Origin of the sequence: Legionella antarctica (genome assembly GCF_011764505.1) — a bacterium.
Taxonomy (GTDB): Bacteria; Pseudomonadota; Gammaproteobacteria; order Legionellales; family Legionellaceae; genus Legionella; species Legionella antarctica.
The window spans coordinates 1-24,244 of record NZ_AP022840.1; the positions used below are offsets into that span (position 1 = coordinate 1).

Genomic DNA, 24,244 nt, shown 5'->3' on the forward strand with positions numbered 1-24,244 from the left:
GCCAATGCTGCTGTAGATGGTGCTCAAATCGCTTTGTTATTGTCTCATCGAAAATCTCAGTATCATCTTGTCCTTGATAAAGTTTGTGCTAGTAACAAATGGTCTCCTTTTTATCTAAATTATGTTAGCCCTCGTTCCTTTTTTGATATCGCTACTTATGAGAATATGTTGGTTAAGTCAGGATTAAGCGTAGTTGAGATAGTTGAAGAAGAAATGATCTATTTTTATAAATCGCCGAAACAACTTAAAGAGTTTTTCAAAGCCGCAGGCGCTCAAATTAAATTAGTTCCTGATCAATTAAAAGAAGATTTTCTTAATGATTTTTCTACGGAATTTATCAATCAAGTTGGTTTAACTGATCATGATCAGATTCCTGTTAGCTTCTGGTGTTTACAAATTATTGCAAAAAAACCGATTGCTAAAATGACGCATTCATCTGAAATAAATACGTCTATACATTCCACTTTATTTTCTAAGCTTTAATTTAAAATGGTTTAAGTGTTTATCAATAAACGACAGAAAAGTTCCATGGGGCTTGAACAGCAAGCTGCGCAGACTATTAACCAAGATATATACTAATATTGTATATATTATATGAGTATATATCTGTATATATTAATATATATTTAATTTTCCATAACCAGTTGAAGTTTGTTGTCTTTTATTAATTGATCCAGGCCTTTTCTTATAAGATAATTCATTATCCCTTGCTTGTTTCCATGACAATAATTTTCAATGTCTGTTGCAATATCTTTTTTTAAATAAAGCAGTACAGGTTTCTTCTCGCACTCATTTTCCCTGTCTATCCTCCCTGAAAAGCTTAATAAAATATCTTCCTGAGATGGCTTTTTAATGGCTTCTTTTGAATTTATAATTGCATTTGCGCTTTCTATAAAATCTTCTACTGTTTTAGGGGCGCCTAACTTATTTCTGTTTCGGTGATGAGATCCTAAAGACATATATTAGCCTCCATATCTAAATTGGCCATTTCCATGATGGAGTGAAATTCTTCTCGGTATATTTCTTTATATAAGGAGATAATGTCATTGCTTGCTTTATGTAAGTATTTTTGTGCTCGATATGCAGGTAATTTTTTATATTCATCTGCCTCAAATTCTACAACGGAGCATGAGTTTGATATTGAATATTTAAAAGATACTCGATGTCCTATGGTAGTATCACAGACATGTAAATTTGGGAATGAATCCTTGATTACAATTTTTGCTTCATCTGTGGTTTTTGTTTGTGCATGAGTTGAGCATGCATTCAATATTATATGAGCCCTTAAATTAGGATTATATGTTTGAGAAAGTTCAGAAAGCTCTTCGATAGTTTCCAGCGTATCCATATCGAACTCAGATGGTTGAATAGGGGAATACCAATTAGAAACTGATTTAGCAACTAGCGCAGATCTCAATTCAACAGAGTCTCTTCCTCCAACATCTACAATTATACTTTCATACCGAGTCGCCATTCTGTCTAATTCAGAATTTAGATGTTTCCCTAAGATATTTACACATGTAATATCGGGTTTTACACCATTACCATTTCGTCTATCAAAAAACTTTGCTCCAGATCGTTGTTTGTCAGCATCAACAAATAGAACGTCACTTCCCATTAGTGCTCTCATTATAGCTAAATTAACAGCAATGGTTGTTTTTCCCGTCCCACCTTTTTCGCCACCCAGAACAATTACATTTGCTTTATTATTAGTTGCCATAGTATCTCCTTATTGGTTATTAAAATAATACCAATAATATATATATATAGCAATATACAAAGATATACTTGTATATATCACAGGGTTCTCTGGCTATACTAAAATTAAATTTAAAAACGAGTTATTTTTCAACGGGTTAAATGTATATACATGTATATACTAGTGTATATTAGCGTAGTATAGTATATTATTAGTGAATAAAATCAATGAGTTAGAGCTCTGGTTTTATTGACATAATTTTTTATTAAGAGTAATTTATATAGAACAAAATAGCTTCTTACAAAAGTATATTTGAAACGGTTAAATGAATTATCAGTAGGTGAAAGGGAAAAATGCAGCGAACATAATATTAATTTTATATAAATAAAAAAAGCCCGTTGGCGCGGGCTTCTTCGGTTAACGCTAATATATATAACCTCAACAATTATATCTTAGCGCTAACTAATTGATTAGTCAACAATTAGCTACCGCTAAGGATATGGTGCGCGTGCAAGAAGGTGTGTTGGTGAAGGATTGCATTGATTTCGTCGAGAAATCAACAGGCAAAGAGTATAAAGCCCGTAGGGCAGGGGTGGTGCGCCAAGGCAATTGGTGCGGCCATGATCCTGATTCTCCACGATTTTTTCAAAAGCCAGAAAGTCATAAAGCTCGCCCTAAAATAATTACCTGGGCGATAGATGCCTGGCAGCGTTTTTACTGTTTACCTAACTCATATTTTAAAGACATTCGTATGCGTCGCAATTCAACTCGTCAACAGCGCTCAGAAGCACGCGAAGCCTTGGCAAGTATTTCTCAGGTATTATTACATTACACTGAGCTTGCAAGCCTTAGGGTAGGTGTTCCGCATGCAAGCGAAGGGTTTCGCTCTCTGACTATTGAGTTTCTTGCCGATAAAGCAGGTATTGGTTTAAAACGCGCTCAACGTGCGATTAAATTATTAGTTCGTGCGGGTTATTTAAAAATGATTGAGCGCTTTGATGTAACAGAAAAAGAGGGCAAAGAACGCTTTATTGGTCTTGCCGCAGTAAAGTGTTTAACCCCTGCCTTTTTTAAAGCCTGCAACATTAATTTACAAGCCTTATCCGCACAACGAGGGCTTGCGCGTAAACGCCTTAATAAGAAACGAAGTACTTTTATTGCTAATGCCCAAGAATCGCAAGCAGCCGTCCGAAATATTATTGATTTTATCGCACCCCAAGGGAATGCTAAAACCCATATTAACACAATGAAGGGGTTACTTAAAGGCGAGCAAAAGATGTCGGAGCAGTTGCGCGAAAAGGAGCGCAAACGAAGAGATTCCCTTGGTCGTCAGTATAATCCTCAAGAATAGAGTGCTTAATCCCCTCAATAGAAACCCTTATGACCTACTGGCCTTCCTATACCTCAAATTTCTCTAAACCCCCTAAACATCAACCAAAGCATCGTTATTTTAAATGGCATTCAAAAACAAGCTGTATTTAATCTAAAAACATGTGAATTAGCAGGAATAACCCAGCTATTTCCATGAAAGTCACTGTATATAATTTGTCATAATGAAATTTAAGTGTCTTATAGAATAGATATTAAGTGTCTGCTCTTACTTATAGTCCTATTTAAACCTTCTTGAATATTATCCACAGAACAACCTTGTGGATAATTAATAATAAGGAATTCGCTACGCTCATAACTTAATACTTATTTTAAAAGGAATTGGCCTATGGCCAATAATCAAATAAAAAAACAAACAAAGCAATAATTAAAGATCGATTGCCTCATCACTCATCACTCAATCGCAATAAAAGATAACTCCGCATTTTATTAAGAACAATGACTACTCACTCGCTTCGCGCGCTCCGTTCCTCATTGTTCTTAATAAAATACTCCGTTATTTTTATTTTTGCGACTGAGCGATGAATGACGAGGCATAAATCTAAATCTATCTTTTAAACTGCTTTAAATGAATTCGCTTCGCTCATAACTATTAAATGCTCATAAGCTCAAAAATCAAAGGCAGGGGGTCAAAAACAAACCATTGTTGGTGAGTCGACCGAGGGAACTTCCCCCTCAGCCGCTCGCAGAACCGGACATGATACTCTCGCATCATCCGGCTCCCATTAAGTCAACGCACCGAACATACCTTCGCGCCAATGAATGAACAGCGTAGGCATTTCTTTATGGATTCGTTCCATTAGTTTGCCTGCTTTGGTTCTGCTGTTCCCCAATGATTTATACTTCTTCTTTGCCCAGGCCAACAACATATTGTTGACGCACCGCCAAACTCGATACATAGCGGATCGTGAGTATTTTCCATAATACGCAAGCCATCCCCTTAGCATCGGGTTGATGAAGTCAGCCAGTTCTTGAAGACTCAAGGAAGTGTTATTTCTCCAGCTGCCCCTCCGCAGTTTCAATGTCATTGCCTTCACGGCCTTTAATGATACCACCGGAGTGAAGCCAATGAAGAAACTGTTTCTTGACTTGACTTTGACTCGTCTTGCTTTGAACGTATAGCCTAGAAAGTCGAATGATTTATTTCCATATCGTCCTTTCCGTGCTCCGTCTTTGCAATAGCGGGGTAAGTCAAGATACGTGTGCAAATGGGTCACATCACTTTTAAAACCGGCTACAACCCTTTCTGCATATGAGTTGTAGCCTCTAACTATAGAAGTAATTTCGTGGTTAATAATAAAACAAATCATGCTGCAACGGCGTGCTCTATTGACTCGGTTCGCACCTTAAACAAGAATTTATCCCTTGTCACATGCAGATTTACTGGTCGACGACCTAAATCCAGTATATATTCGCCAAAACGTTTGATCTGCTCTGTCATGTAGGGACTCATATGGCTTAGATCCTCCGCCGTAATCGTATAACCTTCCTGAATTAATGCATGACAGACATCAGTAATATCAATTACGTTTTGCAACATGATGCAATTGGCGATTAAATCGTTATGCTTAACGGCCTTTTCCATTTCATCAGGATCATTCGATGCCACCAAATATTTTGAGCCAAATCTAATCCAGTCTTCAAGCGTGTGATAAGACTCAACTTTATTTGTCGTTGCCGTAATGGTTTGTCTCAATTCCTTACTGGACACATAGTCGAGCAAAAAAGTGGTGCGAATTACTTTTCCTAATTCCTGAAATGCCTTATACAACCTGTTTTGATTGTTATATGAATTAAGTTTGGTCAGTATAAATGAAGAGGATACCTTTCCCAATTTTATAGAAATGATTACCTGCATTAAGTCTTGCCAATGCGTCTCCAAAAGATCCCAGTCAATTTCAGACTCACAAAACATTGAATCGATATTGGTGTATTTCGTTTTTTTGTCCACCCGATACAAATTTAAATCCTTCCAATTGCGAATTCTCGGCATTAATTGAATTCCGAGTAAATACGCAAAAGCAAAGACCGGTAAGGACTGGCCTTGTGTATCCGAATGCACAATATTCGGCTGCACTTCAGATGCATTTTTTAATAAGCCATCGATAATATGTATGGCTTCCCATACCCCGCATTGAATAAATGTTGAAAATAACGCAATGTAATTATCGGCTATATGCCGGTAGGCTATGCCGCCTTTTCTGCCATAACGGATATGTTGCTCCGCAATCATGTTGTCATCATGAATATCCTCAAGTGTTCCGTCAACGGCCACACGCTGTCCGCTACCCCATGCGTGCAATAAAGGAAACTCATTTAAGCAATTAATGATACGTAAGATCGCTTTTGTTAATGACTTCAACGTGAAATGTTTTTTGTTGATTCTTGATAAGGTGCGGGGTTCAATTTCAAATCGTACGTGCTTGGCTGTCTGAGTCGGGCCCAAGCTTGTTCCATAGCAAAAGTTGGTTAAAATGTATTTTTCAATGGGATTGTCTAACTTTCCCTCCGTGCCTGATATGGGCCCAAACTCATCTGCCCAGCCCGTGTGATGGTGCCCATTCGTCAATATGTCTAACAGACTTCTTTCTGGTAGGCGCGAGCGAACTAAATTTTCAATTTTTTCGGCGTTCTCGCTTTTGGATTTTGGCTCATATTTCTTGAGAACAGGCCGTCCTTCTTCATTAATGACAAAATCAGGGATGTTAAAATAGTTTTGATCGACATATTGGGCTTTATCCGTCAGTGTCTTTTTAAGATGCCCCAGCATGTCCTTCGCGTTATTGGCAATCCCAACGTCTTCGCAATAGGTTTCTAAATGTTCCCCGCACTCTGCCCAAGGCAACAGCTCGGCGCGATAGTCCGCATAATTTCTAGCGCCTTTAACGTACAGATCACCGGAATTAAGCCCCTTGGACACATACTCAAAAACACAGCTTTCCATGGCTCGGCGATTGATTTTAGTCTTGTTTATAGAACCCATGATCTGCTTTTTCCAGAACGCGGTGGTAAATGACAGATCAATGTCGTCCGTAATAAACTCAGCGCGTCGATTCTCATGCGTCAATAAATATTTCATGGCAACAATGAGCTTGTCGTCTTGTGTGGGGCTATGTAGCTGAAGTGCTTTCAAAATTTTAAAGAGCAATGATCGCCGTTTCTGGATCATATCTGTTAGGTATATTCTATACTCATTCCCATGGCTGGCCAATATATCATCGCATTTGTTTGTCAAGACTGCGAAACCGCCACCATCTTCAATTTTTTTATAAAATTCTTTAACAAACTTAGCCTGCTCCGTGATGGATTCCCCGTCATGAATTATCTGTTTAAATAACTCAACAATGTTGCAGGTATCTTCTTTGCTGTTTTTGAGTTTGTTTTCAAGTTCAGTCTTGGAGTGTTTGTGCGCAATAGATATCAGTCGACAAAACATGACAGCGAGGGCATCTTTAGCGTTGGCTTGAGAGCGGTAAATTAAGGCAGCAATTAATGTATAGCGTTTTGCTTCGCTAAAATCATTTAACTCATCGGCACTGAGCTGGTTAGCTTCTTCGGCAAATTGCTCAATTTTTATCTTTGCAATGCCATCCAGACAGTTTATGACATTTCCAAAGGACATCAACCACTGAAAATGATCTAAGAATTCATGGAATTTTTTTATACTTGGTCGTTTTGGTAGGTTTTTTAACTTATTAAATAATGTGCGCTGAGTTCCATCTTGTAATTTTAACAGGCTGGTGAATAAATCTGACTGGCCAGAGGCCATGACTCGCCGCATGGTTTCACGAAATATTTTGTTATTCACACTGTGTCTGGTATGACGGACAATACGACTCAGCCTGTAAAAACTGGGCAACTCATAACTGGCATGTACCAATTTCTCAATAACGGCATTGATGATGTCTGAAAGATTGTTCATTGAATGTGAGGCATCATAAGCATATTGGATAGCCAGTTTCATGCCTTGATGAATATTGACGCCATCAGTAGGCTCATACCCCCAACGTTTAACATTCAGAAACTCACGAATTTTCTGTCTGTGGCGGTAGATGCTTTTATTATTGTCGCTGTAACCCGGTGTTAGTCGATAATGATATTTTAATTCTTGACGGACATGCGTAATGATTTCCGATGGTATTTTGTCCATCTCAATAAAATAGCCTAACCGTTGAAATGTTTTGAGCTGGATAGCCAAGTTAAATCGCGATCTATCATTTTTTCCACCAAGATTAATCATGTTCATCTCATCATGACGCAACGAGTAATTTTTACTAAGTTCGGCCGATTTTATTTTCCTTCTTTTTGGAAAACGTGGGTATGCTGTTTTTTCAATGGATGACATGGGGACTCCGGGGTTGTTCCAAAAACACCTGTTTTTGACGCAGGGCGATTTTGGATTGCTTTTCATGGCAAAACAGGGGAAAATTCCGTTCCAAAATTAGTTCCACAAACAAGTGCGCCAAAATACACGATCATTCTTGTTTTTGGAATGTTTTTTTAACGACAGGAGGTTGAGTTGAAATTTGGTTATGCTCGCGTGTCAAAAAACGAACAATGTTTGGATGTTCAAATTCAAAAATTAACAGCAGCTGGTTGCGAGGAAATTTTTCAAGAAAAAATTTCAGGAGCAAAAGATGATAGACCTCAATTAAAAGGGTTGATGGGGAAGTTAAGAAAAGGAGATACGCTATGTGTCGTACGCTTGGATAGACTGGGGCGACGCATGATGAAGTTGGTCGCATTGATTAACGAATTTAAAGAAAAAGGCATTGAGTTTGTGTCGCTTGAAAATAATTTGGATACTTCATCACATATGGGGATGTTGCTGTTTAATATCTGTGCCGCTTTTTCTGAAATGGAACGTGAATTAATTAAAGAAAGAGTTAAGGCAGGGCTGGATTTGGCCAAAAAACAAGGCCGCACCGGTGGCAGGCCTAAAGCATTAACAAATGATAAAGCAGAAACCATTAAGGCATTACGTCAGTCAGGTAAAATGTCCGTTAAGAAAATTTGTGAAACGATGAAGGTAAGTCGATCCGTTTTTTATCGATGTATTAATCAAAGTATTGAGGTGTGATCATGGCAACAAGACCCGTTCTTCAATTTAAAATTATGCTACAAGACATAGAACCTAGGATCTGGCGGCGAATTCAAATTTCTGATTTAAGCAGTTTCTGGGATTTTCATGTTGCAATTCAAGATGCGATGGGTTGGACAGATTCGCATTTACATGAATTCACAGCATATAACCCCATTACAACTGAACAAGAACATATAGGTATTCCTGATGGTGAAGACGAGCCGCACCCGGTATTGGAAGGCTGGAAGCTAAATATTCGAGATTATTTTAATCTGCCGGCCAATCACAAAATTTCTTATCTTTATGATTTTGGTGACAGCTGGGAACATCTCATTGAATTCGAAGGGAAACAAGAAAAACAATCCAATGCTAAATACCCATTATGTATTGCTGGTGCACGAACTTGTCCACCAGAAGATGTAGGTGGTCCGCCAGGTTACGACCGTTTTATTGAGGCCATTACCACGCCTCGCCACCCAGATCACCAATCCTTGTTGGAGTGGGTTGGTGGAAAATATGAACCAAGCACATTTGATCCCAAAAAAGTCAAATTTGATAATCCTAGCAAGCGCTGGAAACATGCATTTGAAGGTAATGTTAGATTTTAATAATTTATGATTGGTATGGATATAAAATTGCCCAAGGTGTTATGCCGGGCGCTGGAGTAATTGATGTATGATACTGACTGGTTGTTTGAAAATTCAGCACGATTTAGAACCTTGCTTAATCGCATTCAGGATAATATTGCAAAGGAGAATGATTACATAGCCGATAATGACTTCCCTATGGCATGTAATACTGGTTTAAGAGTCTGGTCTGATTTAAAGAAACTTATACAATTAGTAGACGCTGAAAATATGCTAGACCTTGAGCATGAAACGATGTACGACCTATTATATTGGGCAGTTGATCTAGCGCATAATTTGGATAATCTATCAGGAAAAAAGGCGATATTTTTTAAAAAAACACTGTCGTTTTGTTTGGAATATACGAGCATGCATCAAAATGTCTTAAGCAAAGATATGCGAAACCTTGGCTCTATAAGGCGAGTACTCGCGGAATGTTATGCCAAACAAGGTGATTTTGAATCGGTTGATAACTTATATAATGGTTGGCTTGATAAAGAACCCACTTGGGGTTGGGGATGGATAGGTTGGTCTGACTCTTACTGGTTATTTATTTACAAAAATAATACTGACAAACGAAACTTTGACAAAGCACAACAAATTTTAGAGCAAGGATTGGCTATACCTAGTCTCTCCGACGCTAGCCACCTTAACGATAGATTAAATAAACTCAAAAGTGAAATAACGAAGTCTAAATTACACCTTGTCTCTACAAATTAAGATCTTAACCATTTGAAGAGAACGTTGTTTTTAGTTGAATAAAATAAGTAAGGGTTTAATATGAGTAAAATAGGTCGAAACGATCCATGTTTATGCAATAGTGGACGAAAATATAAGAAATGCTGCATCAATACTCGCAGTAACACCAAACAGGATAATCTAATAACCTCATCTAGCGGTGATGAACGATTTTCACTTGCTAACATGGATCATTTGGGTGAAACGCAATTGGGTCTCCTCACAACAACAACCAATGAGCCTTTTATGCTCATTAGACTTTATTATACTATTTACAATAAAACGTTACTGATGACTAAATTAGATGCACTGAAGTGCATTTGTTTGTATGGCAACTATAAATTTTTGATTAATTATCATCATGAAACGAAAAACATTGGGTTAGCTGTAAAGCCTGATGGAGTGCCGAAGAATCTTCAACCAATTGTTTTAGCAAAAGGAAAAATAATTGGTGAAACGAGCATGGTTATAGATTTACGCTCGTTTGAGCGTGGTTGCTGTATTATTGAGTTTTTAAATCATTATATTTCCCGTGATATTGCCGAAATAACGCATATAGCAACGTATAATAAAATGCACGAAATAACTAAAAAAACAATCACAGATGTAATGAATATCAATTATGACAGCGTGTTTTCAGAGGAAAATATGCATCGCCCAGACATGCGTTTCGATAAATTAATGTCTGAAGCCGAACACATTGAATCAATAGAAGAAAAGCAAGAGCTCATGATGAATTTTATGCTTGAGTCAACAGCAGAGAAACCTAATCTGATAGAGAAATATCCAGTACATTATTATGAGGATGGAATTGACTCCATTAAATGCACCTTAAAATTTCATCAACTACTTGCGCATGAGCATTTAATGGGTAATGAATCATTAAATATGTTTCAACTGATTTCAAAAATAATTCCAGAGGTCATTGATGATAATGGTGTAACTAATGAACTGAACGAGTATGTCTGAAACTAGAAAGGAGCATTTTTTGCATACCACATGCCAATCTGACTGGATAAAAACAAATGGTTCAATGAGCGATAAATCAGCGATCGATGAATTTGGATTAACCTATGAAGAAATCATTGAGGGTATTCAATCTGGAAAATTACAGTACAGGAAAAATAATGCACATGGGAATCCATATTTAAAATTGATAAGACGAGAAATAGAGACTTTCGTTACGCAAAAATATGGTGAGCATTACACAGCTAACAAAATAAAAGAAAAGAAGTTAAAGGATATTACTAAGGAAATAAACTCGATGAAACGTAAAGTGACTGCACTGGAAAAAATAAAAATTGAATTATTGAAAAACATAGCTACGGCTTAGCGTTAAATTGAAGGGAAAGCATGGTTTGATTTATTATTCAGGGCTATGCAGTTGACTAACCCAACCACTATATATAGTATTCGGCCACATGAATATCTACCCCAAAAATGTGGTTGAACTGATGGATCTTTTTCCAACTGAAGAAGCTTGTTTAGAATATTTAAGCCTTATTCGTTGGCCTGATGGCTATGTGTGCATGCGTTGCGATGGAAAGGATGTTTGTAAAATGAGCAGCGGGTTATACCGTTGCCAAACGTGTCGGTATGCCGGATCAGTCATTTCTGGAACGCTTTTTCAAGATACACACAAACCTCTTCGGCTATGGTTTCAAGCCATCTGGTATGTAGTGAGCCAAAAAAACGGCGTTAGTGCACTTGGGCTGCAGAAGGCACTTGGACTGGGTAGTTATCACACGGCTTGGGAGTGGTTACATAAACTTCGTAGAGCTATGGTGCGGCCTGGTCGTGATAAGTTGAGTGGTATTGTTGAAGTAAATGAAACCATGATTGGTGGCGAGCACGCAGGCACACGGGGTCGTGGTGCGGGCGGTAAAACATTAGTGTTGATAGCAGCAGAAGACACAGGCGGTGGCATTGGACGCATTAGGCTTTCTACTATCAGTGATGCATCCGGTGGCGTATTGACCGACACTATTCAGAAAATGGTTTCACTAGGCAGTACAATCCGAACAGATGGCTGGAGTGGATACAGTGGTTTGAGCAGTAACGGGTATACACATTTGTCGATTAGTAATAATAACGTGAAAGAGACCGATGCAATTCAGATTGCTCATCGTGTTGCGTCGTTACTTAAACGCTGGTTGGTTGGCACACACCATGGTGCTATTAACCACAAGAATTTACCCTACTACCTTGATGAATTTACGTTTCGATTTAATCGAAGGACATCCACATCAAGAGGTAAGCTTTTTTTGCGATTAATACAGCAGGCGCTTGAAATTGATCCAGTGCCAGCAAAATCGCTAAACACTATATGTAGTGGTTAGGTTAGTAAACTGCATAGCCCTGTTATTATTAACCACAAGAACATTTCTATGGTTGGAGGCTATAGCCCATATGCAGAAAGGGTTGTAGCCGGTTTTAAAACTGATGTGACCCATTTGCACACGTATCCTGACTTACCCCGAATAGATAATCTTTGTCTTGTCAGGGTGAATTTCAAGACCACGAGACTTAAATCGATCATCAATCTCTTTTAGCATTTCCTCTGCTTCTCGCTGTGTCCGGCAATGGGCAAGCCCATCGTCGGCATACCGACACCATGGAGACTCCGGGTGATGTTTTGTCATCCAGTGATCAAATGCATAGTGCAGAAACAGATTACTTAATAGAGGACTGATCACGCCGCCCTGCGGCGTGCCGGCCGTTCTCGGCAGGCATATTCCTTGTGGATCATGAATTGGTGCAGTTAACCATCTTTCCACATACAGCACTATCCATTTGTCGCTGATGTGATGCTTCACTGCTTTCATGAGAAGTTCATGGGATAAATTGTCAAACAGACCTTTTATGTCAAATTCAACGACCCAGTCATAATCCCAGCACCGTTTCCTTGTAACGCCTATCGCATCTAAGGCGGATTTATTAGGCCTATATCCATAGGAGTCGTTCAAAAAGTGCGGTTCAAGAAGCGGCTCCATCATTAATTTCACCGTCATTTGCGCAATTCTGTCCGTCACTGTAGGTATACCTAATTTTCTCACACCGCCTTGTTTCTTAGGAATAGCTACTTCTTTCACCGCTGGTGGAAAGTAGCTTCCTGAACTCATGCGATTCCATAGCTTATACAAGTTGCCCTTGAGGTCTTGGCTAAACTCATCAATGGATTGATTATCAATACCAGCAGAGCCAGCATTGGCTCGCACCAATTTATAAGCTTGCCAGACAAGTTGTTTTGGTATGTTAAATGGTTTTGTTGTCACTAATATGTCATCCTGCTTCCAGTTGTACATTAATGCTAACGACTTAACGCAACCCCTTCGCTCCATCACCATTACAGTGACTTCAACACTAATACGAGTTGCTCCGCCCCAATGTATTGCATCAGTACTATCAGCCTCATTGTTTCTGCAATTTGACCTTTCCCTTGGCATCAATACATTGGTTCCCGCAGTTCCATAGAAAAGCCCGAAAACAGACTCACGCCACCTACACGCCGGACACCATTTATGCAGCACCCAAGTTCGCTCATAAACTCTTCCCGGAAGTACGACCTTGCCCCCGGTTTCGATGTCAATATCACGCGCTATCGACGCGTCATCAGTGGTTCATTTACATTCGTCTTTCTGTTCCACACCTGCCAGATCTATTCTGACTTTTCTTCATCGCTCATGACCTATGCTCTTAACATACGCCACATGAAGTGGTTTCAAGCCCGCTCTTGGTCGCTTGCTTCGGCGGGACTACCGCCATCTTTTCTATAGCTTCTATGCTTCGAGGTAAATTCGTTCCTTAAATTCACGTTCTGTGCATCTACGGCACACAGTCGCTGTCGCGAAATGATTGGGGCAGGTTTGAAGAATAAAAATTGAAGGAATTTTTTTGATTTTTAATCATCGACAAAGTATCATGATTAAGAGTAATTTTTCAATACCCACTAACGCCAAGTAAAAATATAGGATTGCTGATGCAGGGAATGAACTATCGATTAGATATAAAAAAAGGATTGCTAGTAATGTCCAATGATTGGATCATTTCCAGCACTCAGCACTCAGCACTCAGCACTCAGCACTCAGCACTCAGCACTCAGGGGTTTCGGCAAGCAAATTACAGATTTCGCAGGTCTTGCCTTAACCCTCTGAATTCAGTTGCATTTCTCTTTCCCTAAAAAAATAGATTTTAGCCCAAAACAGCCTGTTTCCACCCTACAAATTATTCACATAACTGGTTATATATGAATAATATAAGCCGTTTTAGTTGTATTATGCGAAGCAAACAGCTATGCTAACTCCAGGGTTGATTATTCACATAATACATACACATGAATCATGATGACTTGCTCAATGAATTTAGAACTGCACTAGAAAAGCAGGATTTGTCTCCTGCCTCAATTACCAGTTATCTTCAAGGAATAAAAGTATTCACTACATGGGTATTGGATTTTTATCAACAAGATGTTGGTCTTATTGAAGTGACATCCAATGATCTCCGTGCTTATCGAGAATATATCTCCAAAGTACTTCGACGTAAACCTGCTACCATTAACCATCACATTCAGGTATTAAAACGATTTTATGCTTGGGCTTTGCAGGCCGGACTGATTTCTGCTGATCCAGCATCAGCCATTCATTTTGTGAAGCGAGTAACGACCACTAAACCACAAGCATTAAACAAAGAAGAAATTCATGCTTTGTTACGAGCGGCTGGCCTTTCCACTCATGGCCTTTCAATAAGAAATTATGCCATTGTGCAACTCATGATACAAGCCGGTTTAAGAGTGGCAGAAGTAAAAAATTTAATACTCAGAGACGTTGTTATTAGAGAACGTTCTGGCTTTGTCACTATTGTTGATGGGAAAGGTAGAAAGCACAGAGAGGTTCCATTAAATTCAGTTGCACGCAGGGCATTAACCAGCTACTTAGAAACACGGGATGCTATTGCAGCTGATGATTCATTATTTACTACTAAGCGCGGAGTTTCAGGAACAGTCAGAGCCTTACAACAGCTGATTACCGGGCTCGCCATCCGGGCTAATATTACACGAATTAACGTCACGGCCCACACGTTGCGTCATACCTTTGCGGTTCAGTTTTTGCAGGCTAATCCAGGATGTCTTGTTGAATTAGCCATGTTAATGGGGCATGAATCTATTGACACTACAGCCATTTACACGAGAGCATCAAAAGAAAAATTAGCAGAGCATATCGAACGTTCAGGGATAAATATCGATGCACACCACGATTGAGATTACGGAAGATCAGTTAGCTATTGACTGGACACTCACTGAAAGTGATATCCAGTTTATTAACAAAACCGCAAATCAAAGTATTAAATTTGCCGCTCTTCTTTGCCACTTAAGGGCTTATGGGCGATTTATTGGAAAAGACGATACAGTACCTTTTATCGCATTAAGTTATCTTGCCAAACAATTGGGGCAACCACTTTCAGTTTTTCCTGTATTTGATAAAAACTCACATAGTTATATTCAGCAAGAAAAAATTCGTAATTATCTTGGATATACTGAGTTTAACGAGGCCGCGCAACTTCGATTAGAGGAGTGGCTTGTGATTCTCTTACGCCAAGAAACCATGGACAAAAAACAACTGATTGCCCTGGCTATTAATCACTTAAAAGCGAGCCGCGTTGAGTTGCCTTCCTCCTTAGTATTAGGCCGCCTGATAAGCCAAAAAGTAAATAAAGCGGTTGAGGGATTTCATCGAAGTATTGCAGAAAGCTTAGCTCCTGGTAAACGAAAAGAATTGTATCAATTAATCACACCAAAACACAAAGAAGCCTATGCTCAATTAGCGGAACTTAGAACATCGCCTCAGAATGCCAATAGCGAGGTCATGAATAAGTACCTTGACTATTTTGACCAAATTGAACAGTTAGGGATTCTGGACTGCAATCTGTCAGCAATACACCCTGAGGTCATCACTGAACTGGCTCAAAAAGGTCGCTACTATGATGCCGCCCAGCTACGTGATATGGCTTCTAAATTAAAACAAGAAGCCATCATTATTTGTTTTTTGCATGAAACGGCTAAAACCATTCTTGATTACCTTGTTTATGTATATAAGCGAATATTTTTGGACATTAATCGACACGCTACCCATGAAGTAACCGCCGAGCGCGAGAAAGTATCCAGACGAAACAAAGGAAAATTTAAACCAGCTAGTGAGTTCATTAAACAGGCTTATTCCCAAGCATCAGTTGGGCAGTTAACCCTCATGGAATTTGTGACCCAGTTTAATGAAGACACGATGCTTGAAACAGCCAGTGCCTGTGAGGCCATCGATAAGCTGGAGTCCTCTGGAGTTACCGATCATATCGTTAACCGATTTTCTTATGTCAGGAAATTTTCAAAACGATTTTTAAACTTAAAGCTTGGCGCAAGTGTTGGGTTAAGTTCATTAATGGAGGCCCTTGAGCTTCTTCGTCAACTTCACAATGGCGAAATTAAAAAACTTCCTGCTGTTGTGCCAACAGACTTTCTGCCAAAAATGTGGAAGGATGTGGTGTTTGATGAGAATGGGGAAATCAAAGCCCATCACTGGGAAATGGGTTTTTATTACGTCCTCAAGAAAAAAATCAGCGCGGGTGATGTTTATCTTTCAAAAAGTCGTAATAATCGTTATTTTTGGGACACGGTTTATGGTGAGCAGCCCTGGGAAAACGAGCGAGAACAACAGTACCTTAAGCTTGCGCTACCCAATGATTTTGATACACTTCTGGAGACACTACGGGGGGAATATCATCGAGTAGCCACAAATGCCAGTAAGAGTTTACCCACTAATGATTTTGTAACGATTAATGAGGGTAAATTTTGTTTCACCAAAGAGGATGCCCTGGTTATTCCACCTGAAGTGGTCAAATTACGTAAGTTAATACAGTCCAGGATGCCTGCCATTAGAATTGAGAAACTCTTGGCAGAAGTCGCCAAAATGTCAGGCTGCATGGAAGGATTTACTCCTTTTTATGCACACACGCAACCGATTAAATTTCCATTAAAGCCATTGCTTGCGGCAATCCTTGCGCATGCAACCAATATTGGGCTGTTTGGAATGGGAACCAGCGCTGTTGGCATCAGCATTGATGCGCTGACCAACGCATCTCATGTTTATCTACGACAAGACAGCATCAAAGAGGTTAATCGTCGATTAATTAATCATTTATTGACTTATCCAATCAGTGCGGAAATGACGGATGGCTCTTATTCAACCTCGGATGGTGAGCGTTACCCCATTGAGAGAAAGTTTTTTCTCTCCTCTTATTATCCAAGATACTACGGATATTATGAGCGTGCGATTTCTATCTATACGCACGTGACAAAAGATGGTGTCTTTGGTACGCAGGTTATTTCAACTGGTGAAAGAGAAGCCTCTTTTGTGCTCACGGGGTTATTAGAGAATGATACTCTGCTCAATCCTGAGTTTCATAGCACGGACACACATGGCTTTACTGAGCATCTCTTTGCTCTGCTCTATTTAAATGGGTTTTCTTTTCATCCAAGGCTTAAGGATTTAGCTGAGCAAAATATTTATAAAATTGATGATGCAATGAGCTATGGTGATTTGGATGAAGTGTTTCATGGTACAGTGGATATTGAACTTATTCGTAAATATTGGGATCAAATTGTCCGTATTGTCGCCTCATTAAAGAATGGCCTGGCTCCAGCCCATGTAATAATCCAGAAATTAGCCAATCGAACTGATAATGTATCCAAAGCAATAAGAGCTTTGGGACGTATCATTAAATCCATTTATATTTTACGTTATATTGCAGATCAAGATCTTCGTTATACAGTTCATTTACACCTCAATCATGGTGAGTCAAGACACCATCTGGCCAAAAAATTATTTTTTCTCAACAGAGGAGCCTTTAAAACCAGCGATTATGAGGAAATTATGAATAAGGCCAGCTGTTTAAGTTTGGTATCCAATGCTGTTTTAGTATGGAATACCCATCACATACAACAGATAGTTGACGAACTTCGAGCAGAAGGACTTGATATTCCAAGCGAGCACTTACAAAAAATATCCGCGCTAATGTTTAAGCACATTCAAATTTATGGCACCTATCATTTTGAGGATATTTAAGAACGTGTGATTTAATATCCGTATGAACCACTTGAAATAGTACCATAATATGGTATCATTAACCAATGAAAGCTAAACATAAAAAAGTGCTGCACAGCATATTTGAAACGCCAGTGAATGCCAGCATTATCTGGAAGGATATCGAGTCGTTGCTTGTTAGCTTGGGCGCTGAATTATCCGAGGGGCGCGGATCACGAGTACGTATAGCGCTGAATGGTGTTCGGGCTGTTTTTCATCGACCTCATCCTAAAAAAGAGGCCGATAAGGGAGCAGTTGTTTCAATGAGGCGTTTACTGAAAGAAGCAGGAGTAGAGCCATGTTAAATTATAAAGGTTATCTTGGTCATGTAGAGTTTGATGATGAAAATGAACTCTTTGTTGGCGAAGTCATTAATACCAAAGATGTCATTACGTTCCAGGCTGATACAGCGCATGGGCTAAAACAGGCATTTGTTGAGTCAATAGATGATTATATTGACTTTTGTCATGAGCGAAATGAAAAACCAGAAAAACCGTTTTCAGGGAAATTCAATCTGAGAATTTCTCCAGAGCTCCATCGTGAGGCCTATGTAGCAGCCAAACATTCTGGCATGAGCCTAAACTCATGGGTGTGTGATGTGTTGAAGCATGCTGTTTAATGTAAATTATAATGCCCTGCATTTTACGGATATTTAAGCGCTGGTAATGAGGGGGTTGATTATTCACATAATATGCCACCTGCTAAATCTGTATTTTGCTTACCTAAACCCCTATTAGTAAAATACTCACATGCTGCTCACTAATTAAAGAATAATAAAAAATCAAAAAAACCAATGGCACTAAGTAATTTATATAAGAAATTTGTTGATATAATTTAATTCGGGAATATTCAGTATGGCTCTTAACTAGTGACCAGGCCATTATGGCGCCTAAAATTAAAGAAACAAAAGGTTCAGAGGAATATGCAAAATTAAATAAATCAATACTTCCATGCAGATTGTGTAAGAAATAAGTTAATACCGAACCGGTAAACACTGCTAAAATCAGCCCATAACCCAATGAAATATTAATTATCAGTTTAAGGTCATTCGTGTGTAATGATTTTTTAAAATTATTATATATTATACCTATGAATACAATTGTCAGCATTGGAGCTAGAACCCCAATAGACATAACAAATAAAGATAAACAACCAGAAAATATTAATGCTATGGTGATCAATATAATATAAGAAAATGCCCCTAATCTCCCAAATTTTAAGACTATCTTTAAACAGTCCCTCCAATATCCACGAATAATCAGTAAGTAAATAACAAATATGACTTCTAAATAAACACAATATTTACTATAAACAGTTAACTCGTTATTTTCATAAAACCATCCAAAAATAAATATTGAAATGATTCCAACTAGGTTCAAACTAAATCCGAAGTAATTATTAGCCTGGGTCACACCGACTCTTTGATTTTTTGTATATGTATTTAACTCAGCTCTGATTAAAAGCTGAAAAAATGAGATGATAAAATAATGTGCCCCACTCCAAAAATAAAGCTGGAGCTTATTAGCCGGATTTAAAACGAAGTAACTACTAATAATAAAAATAATACTAAGGATTGATGCAATAAAACGATACCAGTGAATCAACAAATGTTCACTGTTTTTAAAATAATTTTTATTTAAGAAGTCCATGAAAAATGATAAGAAAATACTGGTAAATGCAATTAGAATTGTAATTTGTGAAAAAAATAAAATGAGCCTAGTACTTTCATGCAAGACTTGAGCATAGGCATTAAGCTCTACACCAAGTGCTCGGATAGGAAAATATACTGGTAAAATAAAAAAATAGATTAAACCAATATTTTCCGAAACTCCCCTGATAAATCTTCCTAATATTTTGTTAATCACATCCGTTCCCTTTTAACAACTTTACAAATACAAATGCTCAGGTTGATGACATAAAAAGATTTTGAGAATACAATGAGCTGATATTGAGCTTAAAGTATCTAAAGTTTCAGTTCATGCTCTAGATTCAATAAATTTTTTCGTTATTTTTTTATAGTCATATATGCCATCAGAACGCTATTGTAGACAAATTAATCTTCTTGGGGAAGAAAACCAGCTTAAATTAGCGGAAGCTTCTGTTTTAGTAATTGGAGTCGGAGGAATAGGCTCCCCAGCTCTTATGTACTTGGTGGCTGGTGGCATTGGGAAAGTAGGTTTTATTGACTATGATTTCGTGACTCTGTCTAATTTACATAGACAAATTCTATACACAGAACATGATATTGGGAGCACCAAATCATCTATTGCTTACCAAAAACTAAGCTCCATAAACTCAGAAACAAATTTAATTGAATACAATTCAAAATTAAATATTGAAATTGCAAATACTATTATTGATATGGGTCCGCATGTCTGGAACAAAATTAAGGAAAAATAAGAGCTATTCATCCATCATTTATAGTTAAAAATTCACTCAAATTAACCTATTTAAACCTACTCAATACCGTATGAATAGTGATTGCTACTACGAATTGTCTTAGGTCATTTTACCACAACTCTATCAGAATGACTTATCCACAAGTCCACAGGTCAGGAGAGCTTCACTTTCTCGTATAGGCCTGTGGGCCTTGTGGGTAAGTCATGACGCTCTCATTTAGGGTTTATGGTCTTTTCCGGCCATAATACACCTCTGCGGGCGTTAAATAATTAAAGGACTGGTGAAGCCTTCGGTTATTATAATACTCAAAATACTCCGTTAAGGCCAGCTCAACCTCTTCAATTGTATCAAAATCATACCGGTAGATTTTTTCTTGCTTAACACTACGCCACAATCGCTCGATAAATATATTATCTAAATAACGTCCTCGCCCATCCATGCTGATAGAAATGTGGTGAGATTTTAGCGTATTTATCCAATCTTTTGAGGTAAATTGAGAACCCTGATCCGTGTTAAAGATCTCACAACGCGAATGCAGCAAAGCGTTTCTAAGCGCCTCAATACAAAATTCAGCCTCCATAGTAGGTGAAATAGCCCATCCAATCACATAACGACTATACCAGTCCATAATAGCTACTAAATACACATGCTTTCCTTTCATGCGGATGTAGGTGATATCTGCGGCCCAAACCTGATTTGGTTTGGTGATATCCACCTCTTTTAATAAATAAGGGAACACCTCATGCTCCTTATTGGGAACGCTTGTATTTGGCTTTGGGTAAACAGTCGATAACCCCATCATTTCCATCAACTTTTTTACTCGACGTTTACCAACAGGATAGCCTACTTCTTTTGACAGCCATCTTGCCCGCTTAATTTTACCTTCACATGGATACTGCAGATAGTGCTCATCAAGTAGCGCCATAAGCGCTTCATCTTCGACAGAAATGGGCTTGGCACTATAATAATAACTTGAAACAGGCAAGTCTAATAGCAAGCATTGTTCACGAATGGTGAGCTCGGCAAGAGGATCAATCATGACGCGCTTTTCATCCAGACTAAAGTTCATGCTTTTTTTTTAGCCAAGATAGCTGCGCTTGAAGTCGACCAATTTCTTGATATAATGCCTCAACAAGCTGCTCTTGGGACTTGGCTTCTTTTTCATTAGCCCCAGAGAATAAATCGTTAATGGCTTTGATGGCCGATTGCTTCCAAGTTTTTACCTGCGTTGCGTGAACACCGTATTCACTGGTAATTTGCGCTTGTGTGAGTTTCCCCTCAATCGCAGCTAGCGTTATTTTTGCCTTCTTGGCCGCCGTATAATAAGCTCGCTTTTTAGACATTTTATTCTCCTCTTTGTATTAAGAAGAATAGCTCTTAAAAAACCTTTTTTTGTGTCCAGAAAACCGCGCCTATATTATATTCCTCACTACGATTTAATTATTGATGGCTCCGATAATTTTAAAACTCGTTATTTAGTTAATGATATATGCTGCCAATTGAATAAATCGTTCATTAGCTCAAGTATTTTGGGTATTCCTGCGAACGTGATCACCGATTATCGCCTAGCGTGATCACCTATTACTGCGCTGTTTTTACAAGCGGTGAGATTATTACAAAGTGATCACGATGAAGCAATTTCTTTTTTTCTCATGGACTCTCCGTTGAGTTCTATTCGATGTGCATTTTCAGAGATGCGATCGAGTATGGCATCGGCGATGGTTGGCTCACCTAAATACTCATGCCATTTAGCCACAGGAAACTGGCTTGTAATAATGGTCGATTTTAGCTGATACCGATCTTCAATAAGATTAAACAAGTCGTGGCGTTGTGCTGCATTGATTGCTGTTAATCCAAAGTCATCAAGAATCAGTACATCATCCTTGTGTAATTGCGTCATTAACTTGGCATAGCTTCCATCGGCATGTGAGATGCTCATTTCTTCTAAAAATCGCGTTAACAATAAATAGCGAACTTTATAACCTAGACGGCAAGCTTGGTTTCCGATAGCGCATGAAAGATATGTTTTCCCGCAGCCGGTAGGTCCGGTTATAAGTAAATTTTGATGGTGACGAACAAAGTCACATTTAGCAAGAGCCATCACTTTTGCCTTTTCCAAACCCCTCTTATTTTTATAACAAACATCTTCAATGGCTGCAGATTGCCTGAGTTTTGCTCGCCGCTGTAAACTCTGCACACGATTATTGTCTCTGCGTAGTATTTCGCGGTCCAACAAGAGACTTAACCTCTCTTCAAAGCTTAAGTCGGCGTGTTTGGGTTGGCTTTGTTGTTCACGAAAGCCCTCCTGCATGCCCGTCATTTTTAGTTGTCTCATTTGTTCTAATACGGATTCATTGTTCATTTTTTTCCTTGTTTTTTAATTAAAAATTGTTGATACAGACTCAGTGGTAATACTGAGAGCCCCTAATGTTGTCATGCGTTAATCCATGTAGGTTCACGTCACGTGATGCATGAATTTTTGCTCCTTGGTCAAGGTTATTTTCTAGAATGGATAACACGCTTTTACGGCTGTATGCCCCCTGGTGTACACCATAGGAGCAGGCTTGCTCTAAACGGATTTCTCCATAGCGTTTCGCTAGTTTCAAAATACCAAGGCAGGAACGGTAAGCCTGTTCGGGGTGAGGTTTTTCATCAAATATTCTTTTTACGACCATGTGTGTGCAAGCACCTATCTCGCTCGCCCACCGTAAATATCTCTCTTTTGATTGCTCGGTGTGTATGCGGTGCCTCTTGGGCATGTGATGAGAAATCGTGGATTGTTTACCTGGTATGCTTGAATACAGATGCATCGCTATGCGCTCTCCTTCAAAATAACATTCAACCGTATGCTGGTTAAACCATAAATCAATGAGCTGGCCGCAGTACCTATGAGGCACGCTGTAATAATGCCCTTGAAGCACAACATGGTAATCAATACCTGCGCGAGACGCTTTGTACTGCCTGTAATAATAGGCATCTGCTGGTAACGGTTTTAATACAGGTTTGTCCATTTCCATGAAGACTGACTCGCGACATCCAGGTAGTTTTTGAAATGGTTTTTGGTTCATTATGGTTAATAGCCGTGCAATCTCTGCATTGAGTTCATTAAGACCCACAAAGGTTTGATGTCGTAATCGGGCTAATATCCAACGTTGAGCAACTTGAACACCTGATTCAACAGATGCTTTGTCTTGAGGACGATAAGGCCTTGCTGGAAGTACAGCTGTGCCATAATGCTCAATGAAGTGTGCGTATGTTGGATTCGTATCAGGCTCATATCGACATGATTTACTGATGGCTGAACGGAGATTATCTGGCACAACAAGTGCTGGAACACCGCCAAAAAACTCAAACATCCGGCGTTGAGAACCCAAAAAGTCAGGAAGTTGCTGAGACCATGTGGCTTCAGCAAACGTATACTTAGAGGCACCCAAAACACCTACGAAAATTTCAGCAGCCCTGATGTCATTTGTTTCAGGATCAATAATACTGAACGTAACACCGCTGTAATCAATAAAAACCTTATCTCCCGCCTTATGTGTCTGACGCAACGAGCGTTTTAGGCTTTGCTTATAAGCACGATAGTGGTAACAATAACGAGAATAGCTTAAAGCGCCTTCTTGTTCTGATTGATGTTCATCCCAAAGCAACTGTAATGTGACGCCTTTTCGGCTTAATTCTTGGTGAGTTTTTGCGAAATCTATTAAGTCTAGCGCCTTGTTTAGGCTGGCATGAGCGGCTTTCGGCTTTAAAATTTCAAGTAAAGCTGGCTCGTCCATCCCCTCAGGAAGAGGCCATGAAAGATTTTTATCCAGGGCTCGATTGATGTATTTGATAACCACACCAACCGATACACTAAGACTGTTTGCTATTTGGCGCCTGCTTAATTTTAACTCAAAATGAAGACGCAGTATCTGAATCAATTTACGCATAGATGTTCCTTTTGCTGACATTTTTACTCTCCGATTAAACTAACTAGTATAACCGGTGCTAATGCTTGCAAAAGCCACGCCCCATATGGAGTGGTGGCATCGTGATCACCTATTCCTGTTTTTTGGGAAAAGTGATCACGATCAGGCGATAATCGGTGATCACGATCAAGCGATAATCACTGATCACGGTAGGGCGATAATGACTGATCACGATGGGCAGGAATACCCAAATGTAGTTATCCTTAGAA

General features: G+C 38.9%; 23 protein-coding genes and 1 pseudogene. 14 read left to right on the forward strand and 10 right to left on the reverse strand.

Features of this window, described 5'->3' with window-relative positions:
- A partial coding sequence (locus HRS36_RS17620) for a hypothetical protein (RefSeq protein ID WP_173238590.1) occupies positions 1 to 483 on the forward strand: 483 nt, incomplete at its 5' end.
- A 143-nt stretch (positions 484 to 626) separates the two neighbouring features.
- Here the strand turns inward: HRS36_RS17620 and HRS36_RS17625 are convergent.
- Together HRS36_RS17625 and HRS36_RS17630 are read right to left on the reverse strand one after the other, a co-directional pair.
- Complete coding sequence (locus HRS36_RS17625) at positions 627 to 959, reverse strand: hypothetical protein (protein ID WP_173238591.1); 333 nt, start codon at positions 957 to 959, stop codon at positions 627 to 629.
- Positions 950 to 1,720 (reverse strand): division plane positioning ATPase MipZ, encoded by a 771-nt coding sequence (locus HRS36_RS17630; protein WP_173238592.1) that lies wholly within the window; start codon positions 1,718 to 1,720, stop codon positions 950 to 952. The genes HRS36_RS17625 and HRS36_RS17630 overlap by 10 nt, the downstream gene beginning before the upstream one ends.
- Before the next feature lie 478 nt (positions 1,721 to 2,198).
- Between HRS36_RS17630 and HRS36_RS17635 the strand changes: the two genes are divergently transcribed.
- Positions 2,199 to 3,050: a hypothetical protein gene (locus tag HRS36_RS17635; RefSeq protein ID WP_226905670.1), complete on the forward strand. Its 852-nt coding sequence runs from the start codon at positions 2,199 to 2,201 to the stop codon at positions 3,048 to 3,050.
- 763 nt (positions 3,051 to 3,813) lie between these two features.
- Here the strand turns inward: HRS36_RS17635 and HRS36_RS17640 are convergent.
- Together HRS36_RS17640 and HRS36_RS17645 are read right to left on the reverse strand one after the other, a co-directional pair.
- Complete coding sequence (locus tag HRS36_RS17640; protein WP_226905663.1) at positions 3,814 to 4,398, reverse strand: group II intron maturase-specific domain-containing protein; 585 nt, start codon at positions 4,396 to 4,398, stop codon at positions 3,814 to 3,816.
- A complete protein-coding gene (locus HRS36_RS17645; RefSeq protein WP_173235536.1) occupies positions 4,395 to 7,433 on the reverse strand; it encodes a Tn3 family transposase in 3,039 nt (1,012 codons plus the stop codon). Before HRS36_RS17645 ends, HRS36_RS17640 begins: the two co-directional genes overlap by 4 nt.
- Before the next feature lie 174 nt (positions 7,434 to 7,607).
- Between HRS36_RS17645 and HRS36_RS17650 the strand changes: the two genes are divergently transcribed.
- The 6 genes from HRS36_RS17650 to HRS36_RS17675 all read left to right on the forward strand — a co-directional run bounded on the left by HRS36_RS17650 (position 7,608) and on the right by HRS36_RS17675 (position 11,874).
- Complete coding sequence (locus tag HRS36_RS17650) at positions 7,608 to 8,168, forward strand: recombinase family protein (RefSeq protein ID WP_173235538.1); 561 nt, start codon at positions 7,608 to 7,610, stop codon at positions 8,166 to 8,168.
- 2 nt (positions 8,169 to 8,170) lie between these two features.
- On the forward strand, positions 8,171 to 8,779 hold the full coding sequence (locus HRS36_RS17655) for a plasmid pRiA4b ORF-3 family protein (protein ID WP_173235540.1): 609 nt from the start codon (positions 8,171 to 8,173) through the stop codon (positions 8,777 to 8,779).
- Between the two features lie 63 nt (positions 8,780 to 8,842).
- Positions 8,843 to 9,517, forward strand: coding sequence for a hypothetical protein (locus HRS36_RS17660; protein ID WP_173235542.1), 675 nt, complete (start codon positions 8,843 to 8,845; stop codon positions 9,515 to 9,517).
- A 60-nt stretch (positions 9,518 to 9,577) separates the two neighbouring features.
- A complete protein-coding gene (locus HRS36_RS17665) occupies positions 9,578 to 10,504 on the forward strand; it encodes a YecA family protein (RefSeq protein WP_173235544.1) in 927 nt (308 codons plus the stop codon).
- Entirely contained in the window at positions 10,497 to 10,868 is a 372-nt protein-coding gene (locus HRS36_RS17670) for a hypothetical protein (RefSeq protein WP_173235546.1), read from the forward strand. Before HRS36_RS17665 ends, HRS36_RS17670 begins: the two co-directional genes overlap by 8 nt.
- 88 nt (positions 10,869 to 10,956) lie before the next feature.
- Positions 10,957 to 11,874 carry an IS1595 family transposase gene (locus tag HRS36_RS17675; protein ID WP_173235413.1) on the forward strand — a complete coding sequence of 306 codons (918 nt, stop codon included), beginning with the start codon at positions 10,957 to 10,959 and terminating at the stop codon, positions 11,872 to 11,874.
- Between the two features lie 141 nt (positions 11,875 to 12,015).
- On the opposite strand, the pseudogene ltrA reads toward HRS36_RS17675, so the two are convergent.
- A pseudogene (gene ltrA / locus HRS36_RS17680) lies at positions 12,016 to 12,882 on the reverse strand (group II intron reverse transcriptase/maturase); the annotation flags it as partial.
- A 986-nt stretch (positions 12,883 to 13,868) separates the two neighbouring features.
- Between ltrA and HRS36_RS17685 the strand changes: the two are divergent.
- From HRS36_RS17685 to HRS36_RS17700, 4 genes are all read left to right on the forward strand, one after another.
- Positions 13,869 to 14,792: a tyrosine-type recombinase/integrase gene (locus HRS36_RS17685; RefSeq protein ID WP_173238594.1), complete on the forward strand. Its 924-nt coding sequence runs from the start codon at positions 13,869 to 13,871 to the stop codon at positions 14,790 to 14,792.
- Positions 14,776 to 17,646 (forward strand): Tn3 family transposase, encoded by a 2,871-nt coding sequence (locus HRS36_RS17690; RefSeq protein WP_173238595.1) that lies wholly within the window; start codon positions 14,776 to 14,778, stop codon positions 17,644 to 17,646. The genes HRS36_RS17685 and HRS36_RS17690 overlap by 17 nt, the downstream gene beginning before the upstream one ends.
- A gap of 65 nt (positions 17,647 to 17,711) precedes the next feature.
- Positions 17,712 to 17,969: a type II toxin-antitoxin system HicA family toxin gene (locus HRS36_RS17695; RefSeq protein WP_173238596.1), complete on the forward strand. Its 258-nt coding sequence runs from the start codon at positions 17,712 to 17,714 to the stop codon at positions 17,967 to 17,969.
- Positions 17,963 to 18,283 (forward strand): type II toxin-antitoxin system HicB family antitoxin, encoded by a 321-nt coding sequence (locus tag HRS36_RS17700; protein WP_133137737.1) that lies wholly within the window; start codon positions 17,963 to 17,965, stop codon positions 18,281 to 18,283. Before HRS36_RS17695 ends, HRS36_RS17700 begins: the two co-directional genes overlap by 7 nt.
- 103 nt (positions 18,284 to 18,386) lie before the next feature.
- Here HRS36_RS17700 and HRS36_RS17705 read toward each other — a convergent pair whose 3' ends face one another.
- Positions 18,387 to 19,529, reverse strand: coding sequence for a hypothetical protein (locus tag HRS36_RS17705; protein WP_173238597.1), 1,143 nt, complete (start codon positions 19,527 to 19,529; stop codon positions 18,387 to 18,389).
- Positions 19,530 to 19,689: 160 nt separating this feature from the next.
- On the opposite strand from HRS36_RS17705, the gene HRS36_RS17710 reads away from it, so the two are divergent.
- Positions 19,690 to 20,064 carry a HesA/MoeB/ThiF family protein gene (locus tag HRS36_RS17710; protein ID WP_173238598.1) on the forward strand — a complete coding sequence of 125 codons (375 nt, stop codon included), beginning with the start codon at positions 19,690 to 19,692 and terminating at the stop codon, positions 20,062 to 20,064.
- 223 nt (positions 20,065 to 20,287) lie between these two features.
- Here the strand turns inward: HRS36_RS17710 and HRS36_RS17715 are convergent, their stop codons facing one another.
- Both HRS36_RS17715 and HRS36_RS17720 read right to left on the reverse strand, forming a co-directional pair.
- Entirely contained in the window at positions 20,288 to 21,133 is an 846-nt protein-coding gene (locus HRS36_RS17715) for an IS3 family transposase (protein ID WP_173235473.1), read from the reverse strand.
- Positions 21,123 to 21,407: a transposase gene (locus HRS36_RS17720; RefSeq protein WP_173235475.1), complete on the reverse strand. Its 285-nt coding sequence runs from the start codon at positions 21,405 to 21,407 to the stop codon at positions 21,123 to 21,125. Before HRS36_RS17720 ends, HRS36_RS17715 begins: the two co-directional genes overlap by 11 nt.
- A 51-nt stretch (positions 21,408 to 21,458) precedes the next feature.
- Here HRS36_RS17720 and HRS36_RS17725 point away from each other — a divergent pair, with 51 nt between their 5' ends.
- Positions 21,459 to 21,638 carry a ThiF family adenylyltransferase gene (locus HRS36_RS17725; RefSeq protein ID WP_226905664.1) on the forward strand — a complete coding sequence of 60 codons (180 nt, stop codon included), beginning with the start codon at positions 21,459 to 21,461 and terminating at the stop codon, positions 21,636 to 21,638.
- A gap of 50 nt (positions 21,639 to 21,688) precedes the next feature.
- On the opposite strand, the gene istB is transcribed toward HRS36_RS17725, so the two are convergent.
- Together istB and istA are read right to left on the reverse strand one after the other, a co-directional pair.
- Positions 21,689 to 22,426: an IS21-like element helper ATPase IstB gene (istB, locus tag HRS36_RS17730; RefSeq protein ID WP_173236264.1), complete on the reverse strand. Its 738-nt coding sequence runs from the start codon at positions 22,424 to 22,426 to the stop codon at positions 21,689 to 21,691.
- A 40-nt stretch (positions 22,427 to 22,466) separates the two neighbouring features.
- Positions 22,467 to 24,017: an IS21 family transposase gene (istA, locus tag HRS36_RS17735; RefSeq protein WP_173236263.1), complete on the reverse strand. Its 1,551-nt coding sequence runs from the start codon at positions 24,015 to 24,017 to the stop codon at positions 22,467 to 22,469.
- Positions 24,018 to 24,244: the final 227 nt, after the last annotated feature.

Coding starts and splice junctions, on each gene's coding strand:
- HRS36_RS17625 (WP_173238591.1), bottom strand. CDS start 959: ATGTCTTTAGGATCTCATCACCGAAACAGAAATAAGTTAGGCGCCCCT.
- HRS36_RS17630 (WP_173238592.1), bottom strand. CDS start 1,720: ATGGCAACTAATAATAAAGCAAATGTAATTGTTCTGGGTGGCGAAAAA.
- HRS36_RS17635 (WP_226905670.1), top strand. CDS start 2,199: ATGGTGCGCGTGCAAGAAGGTGTGTTGGTGAAGGATTGCATTGATTTC.
- HRS36_RS17640 (WP_226905663.1), bottom strand. CDS start 4,398: ATGATTTGTTTTATTATTAACCACGAAATTACTTCTATAGTTAGAGGC.
- HRS36_RS17645 (WP_173235536.1), bottom strand. CDS start 7,433: ATGTCATCCATTGAAAAAACAGCATACCCACGTTTTCCAAAAAGAAGG.
- HRS36_RS17655 (WP_173235540.1), top strand. CDS start 8,171: ATGGCAACAAGACCCGTTCTTCAATTTAAAATTATGCTACAAGACATA.
- HRS36_RS17660 (WP_173235542.1), top strand. CDS start 8,843: ATGTATGATACTGACTGGTTGTTTGAAAATTCAGCACGATTTAGAACC.
- HRS36_RS17665 (WP_173235544.1), top strand. CDS start 9,578: ATGAGTAAAATAGGTCGAAACGATCCATGTTTATGCAATAGTGGACGA.
- HRS36_RS17670 (WP_173235546.1), top strand. CDS start 10,497: ATGTCTGAAACTAGAAAGGAGCATTTTTTGCATACCACATGCCAATCT.
- HRS36_RS17675 (WP_173235413.1), top strand. CDS start 10,957: ATGAATATCTACCCCAAAAATGTGGTTGAACTGATGGATCTTTTTCCA.
- HRS36_RS17685 (WP_173238594.1), top strand. CDS start 13,869: ATGAATCATGATGACTTGCTCAATGAATTTAGAACTGCACTAGAAAAG.
- HRS36_RS17690 (WP_173238595.1), top strand. CDS start 14,776: ATGCACACCACGATTGAGATTACGGAAGATCAGTTAGCTATTGACTGG.
- HRS36_RS17695 (WP_173238596.1), top strand. CDS start 17,712: ATGAAAGCTAAACATAAAAAAGTGCTGCACAGCATATTTGAAACGCCA.
- HRS36_RS17700 (WP_133137737.1), top strand. CDS start 17,963: ATGTTAAATTATAAAGGTTATCTTGGTCATGTAGAGTTTGATGATGAA.
- HRS36_RS17710 (WP_173238598.1), top strand. CDS start 19,690: ATGCCATCAGAACGCTATTGTAGACAAATTAATCTTCTTGGGGAAGAA.
- HRS36_RS17715 (WP_173235473.1), bottom strand. CDS start 21,133: ATGAACTTTAGTCTGGATGAAAAGCGCGTCATGATTGATCCTCTTGCC.
- HRS36_RS17720 (WP_173235475.1), bottom strand. CDS start 21,407: ATGTCTAAAAAGCGAGCTTATTATACGGCGGCCAAGAAGGCAAAAATA.
- istB (WP_173236264.1), bottom strand. CDS start 22,426: ATGAACAATGAATCCGTATTAGAACAAATGAGACAACTAAAAATGACG.
- istA (WP_173236263.1), bottom strand. CDS start 24,017: ATGTCAGCAAAAGGAACATCTATGCGTAAATTGATTCAGATACTGCGT.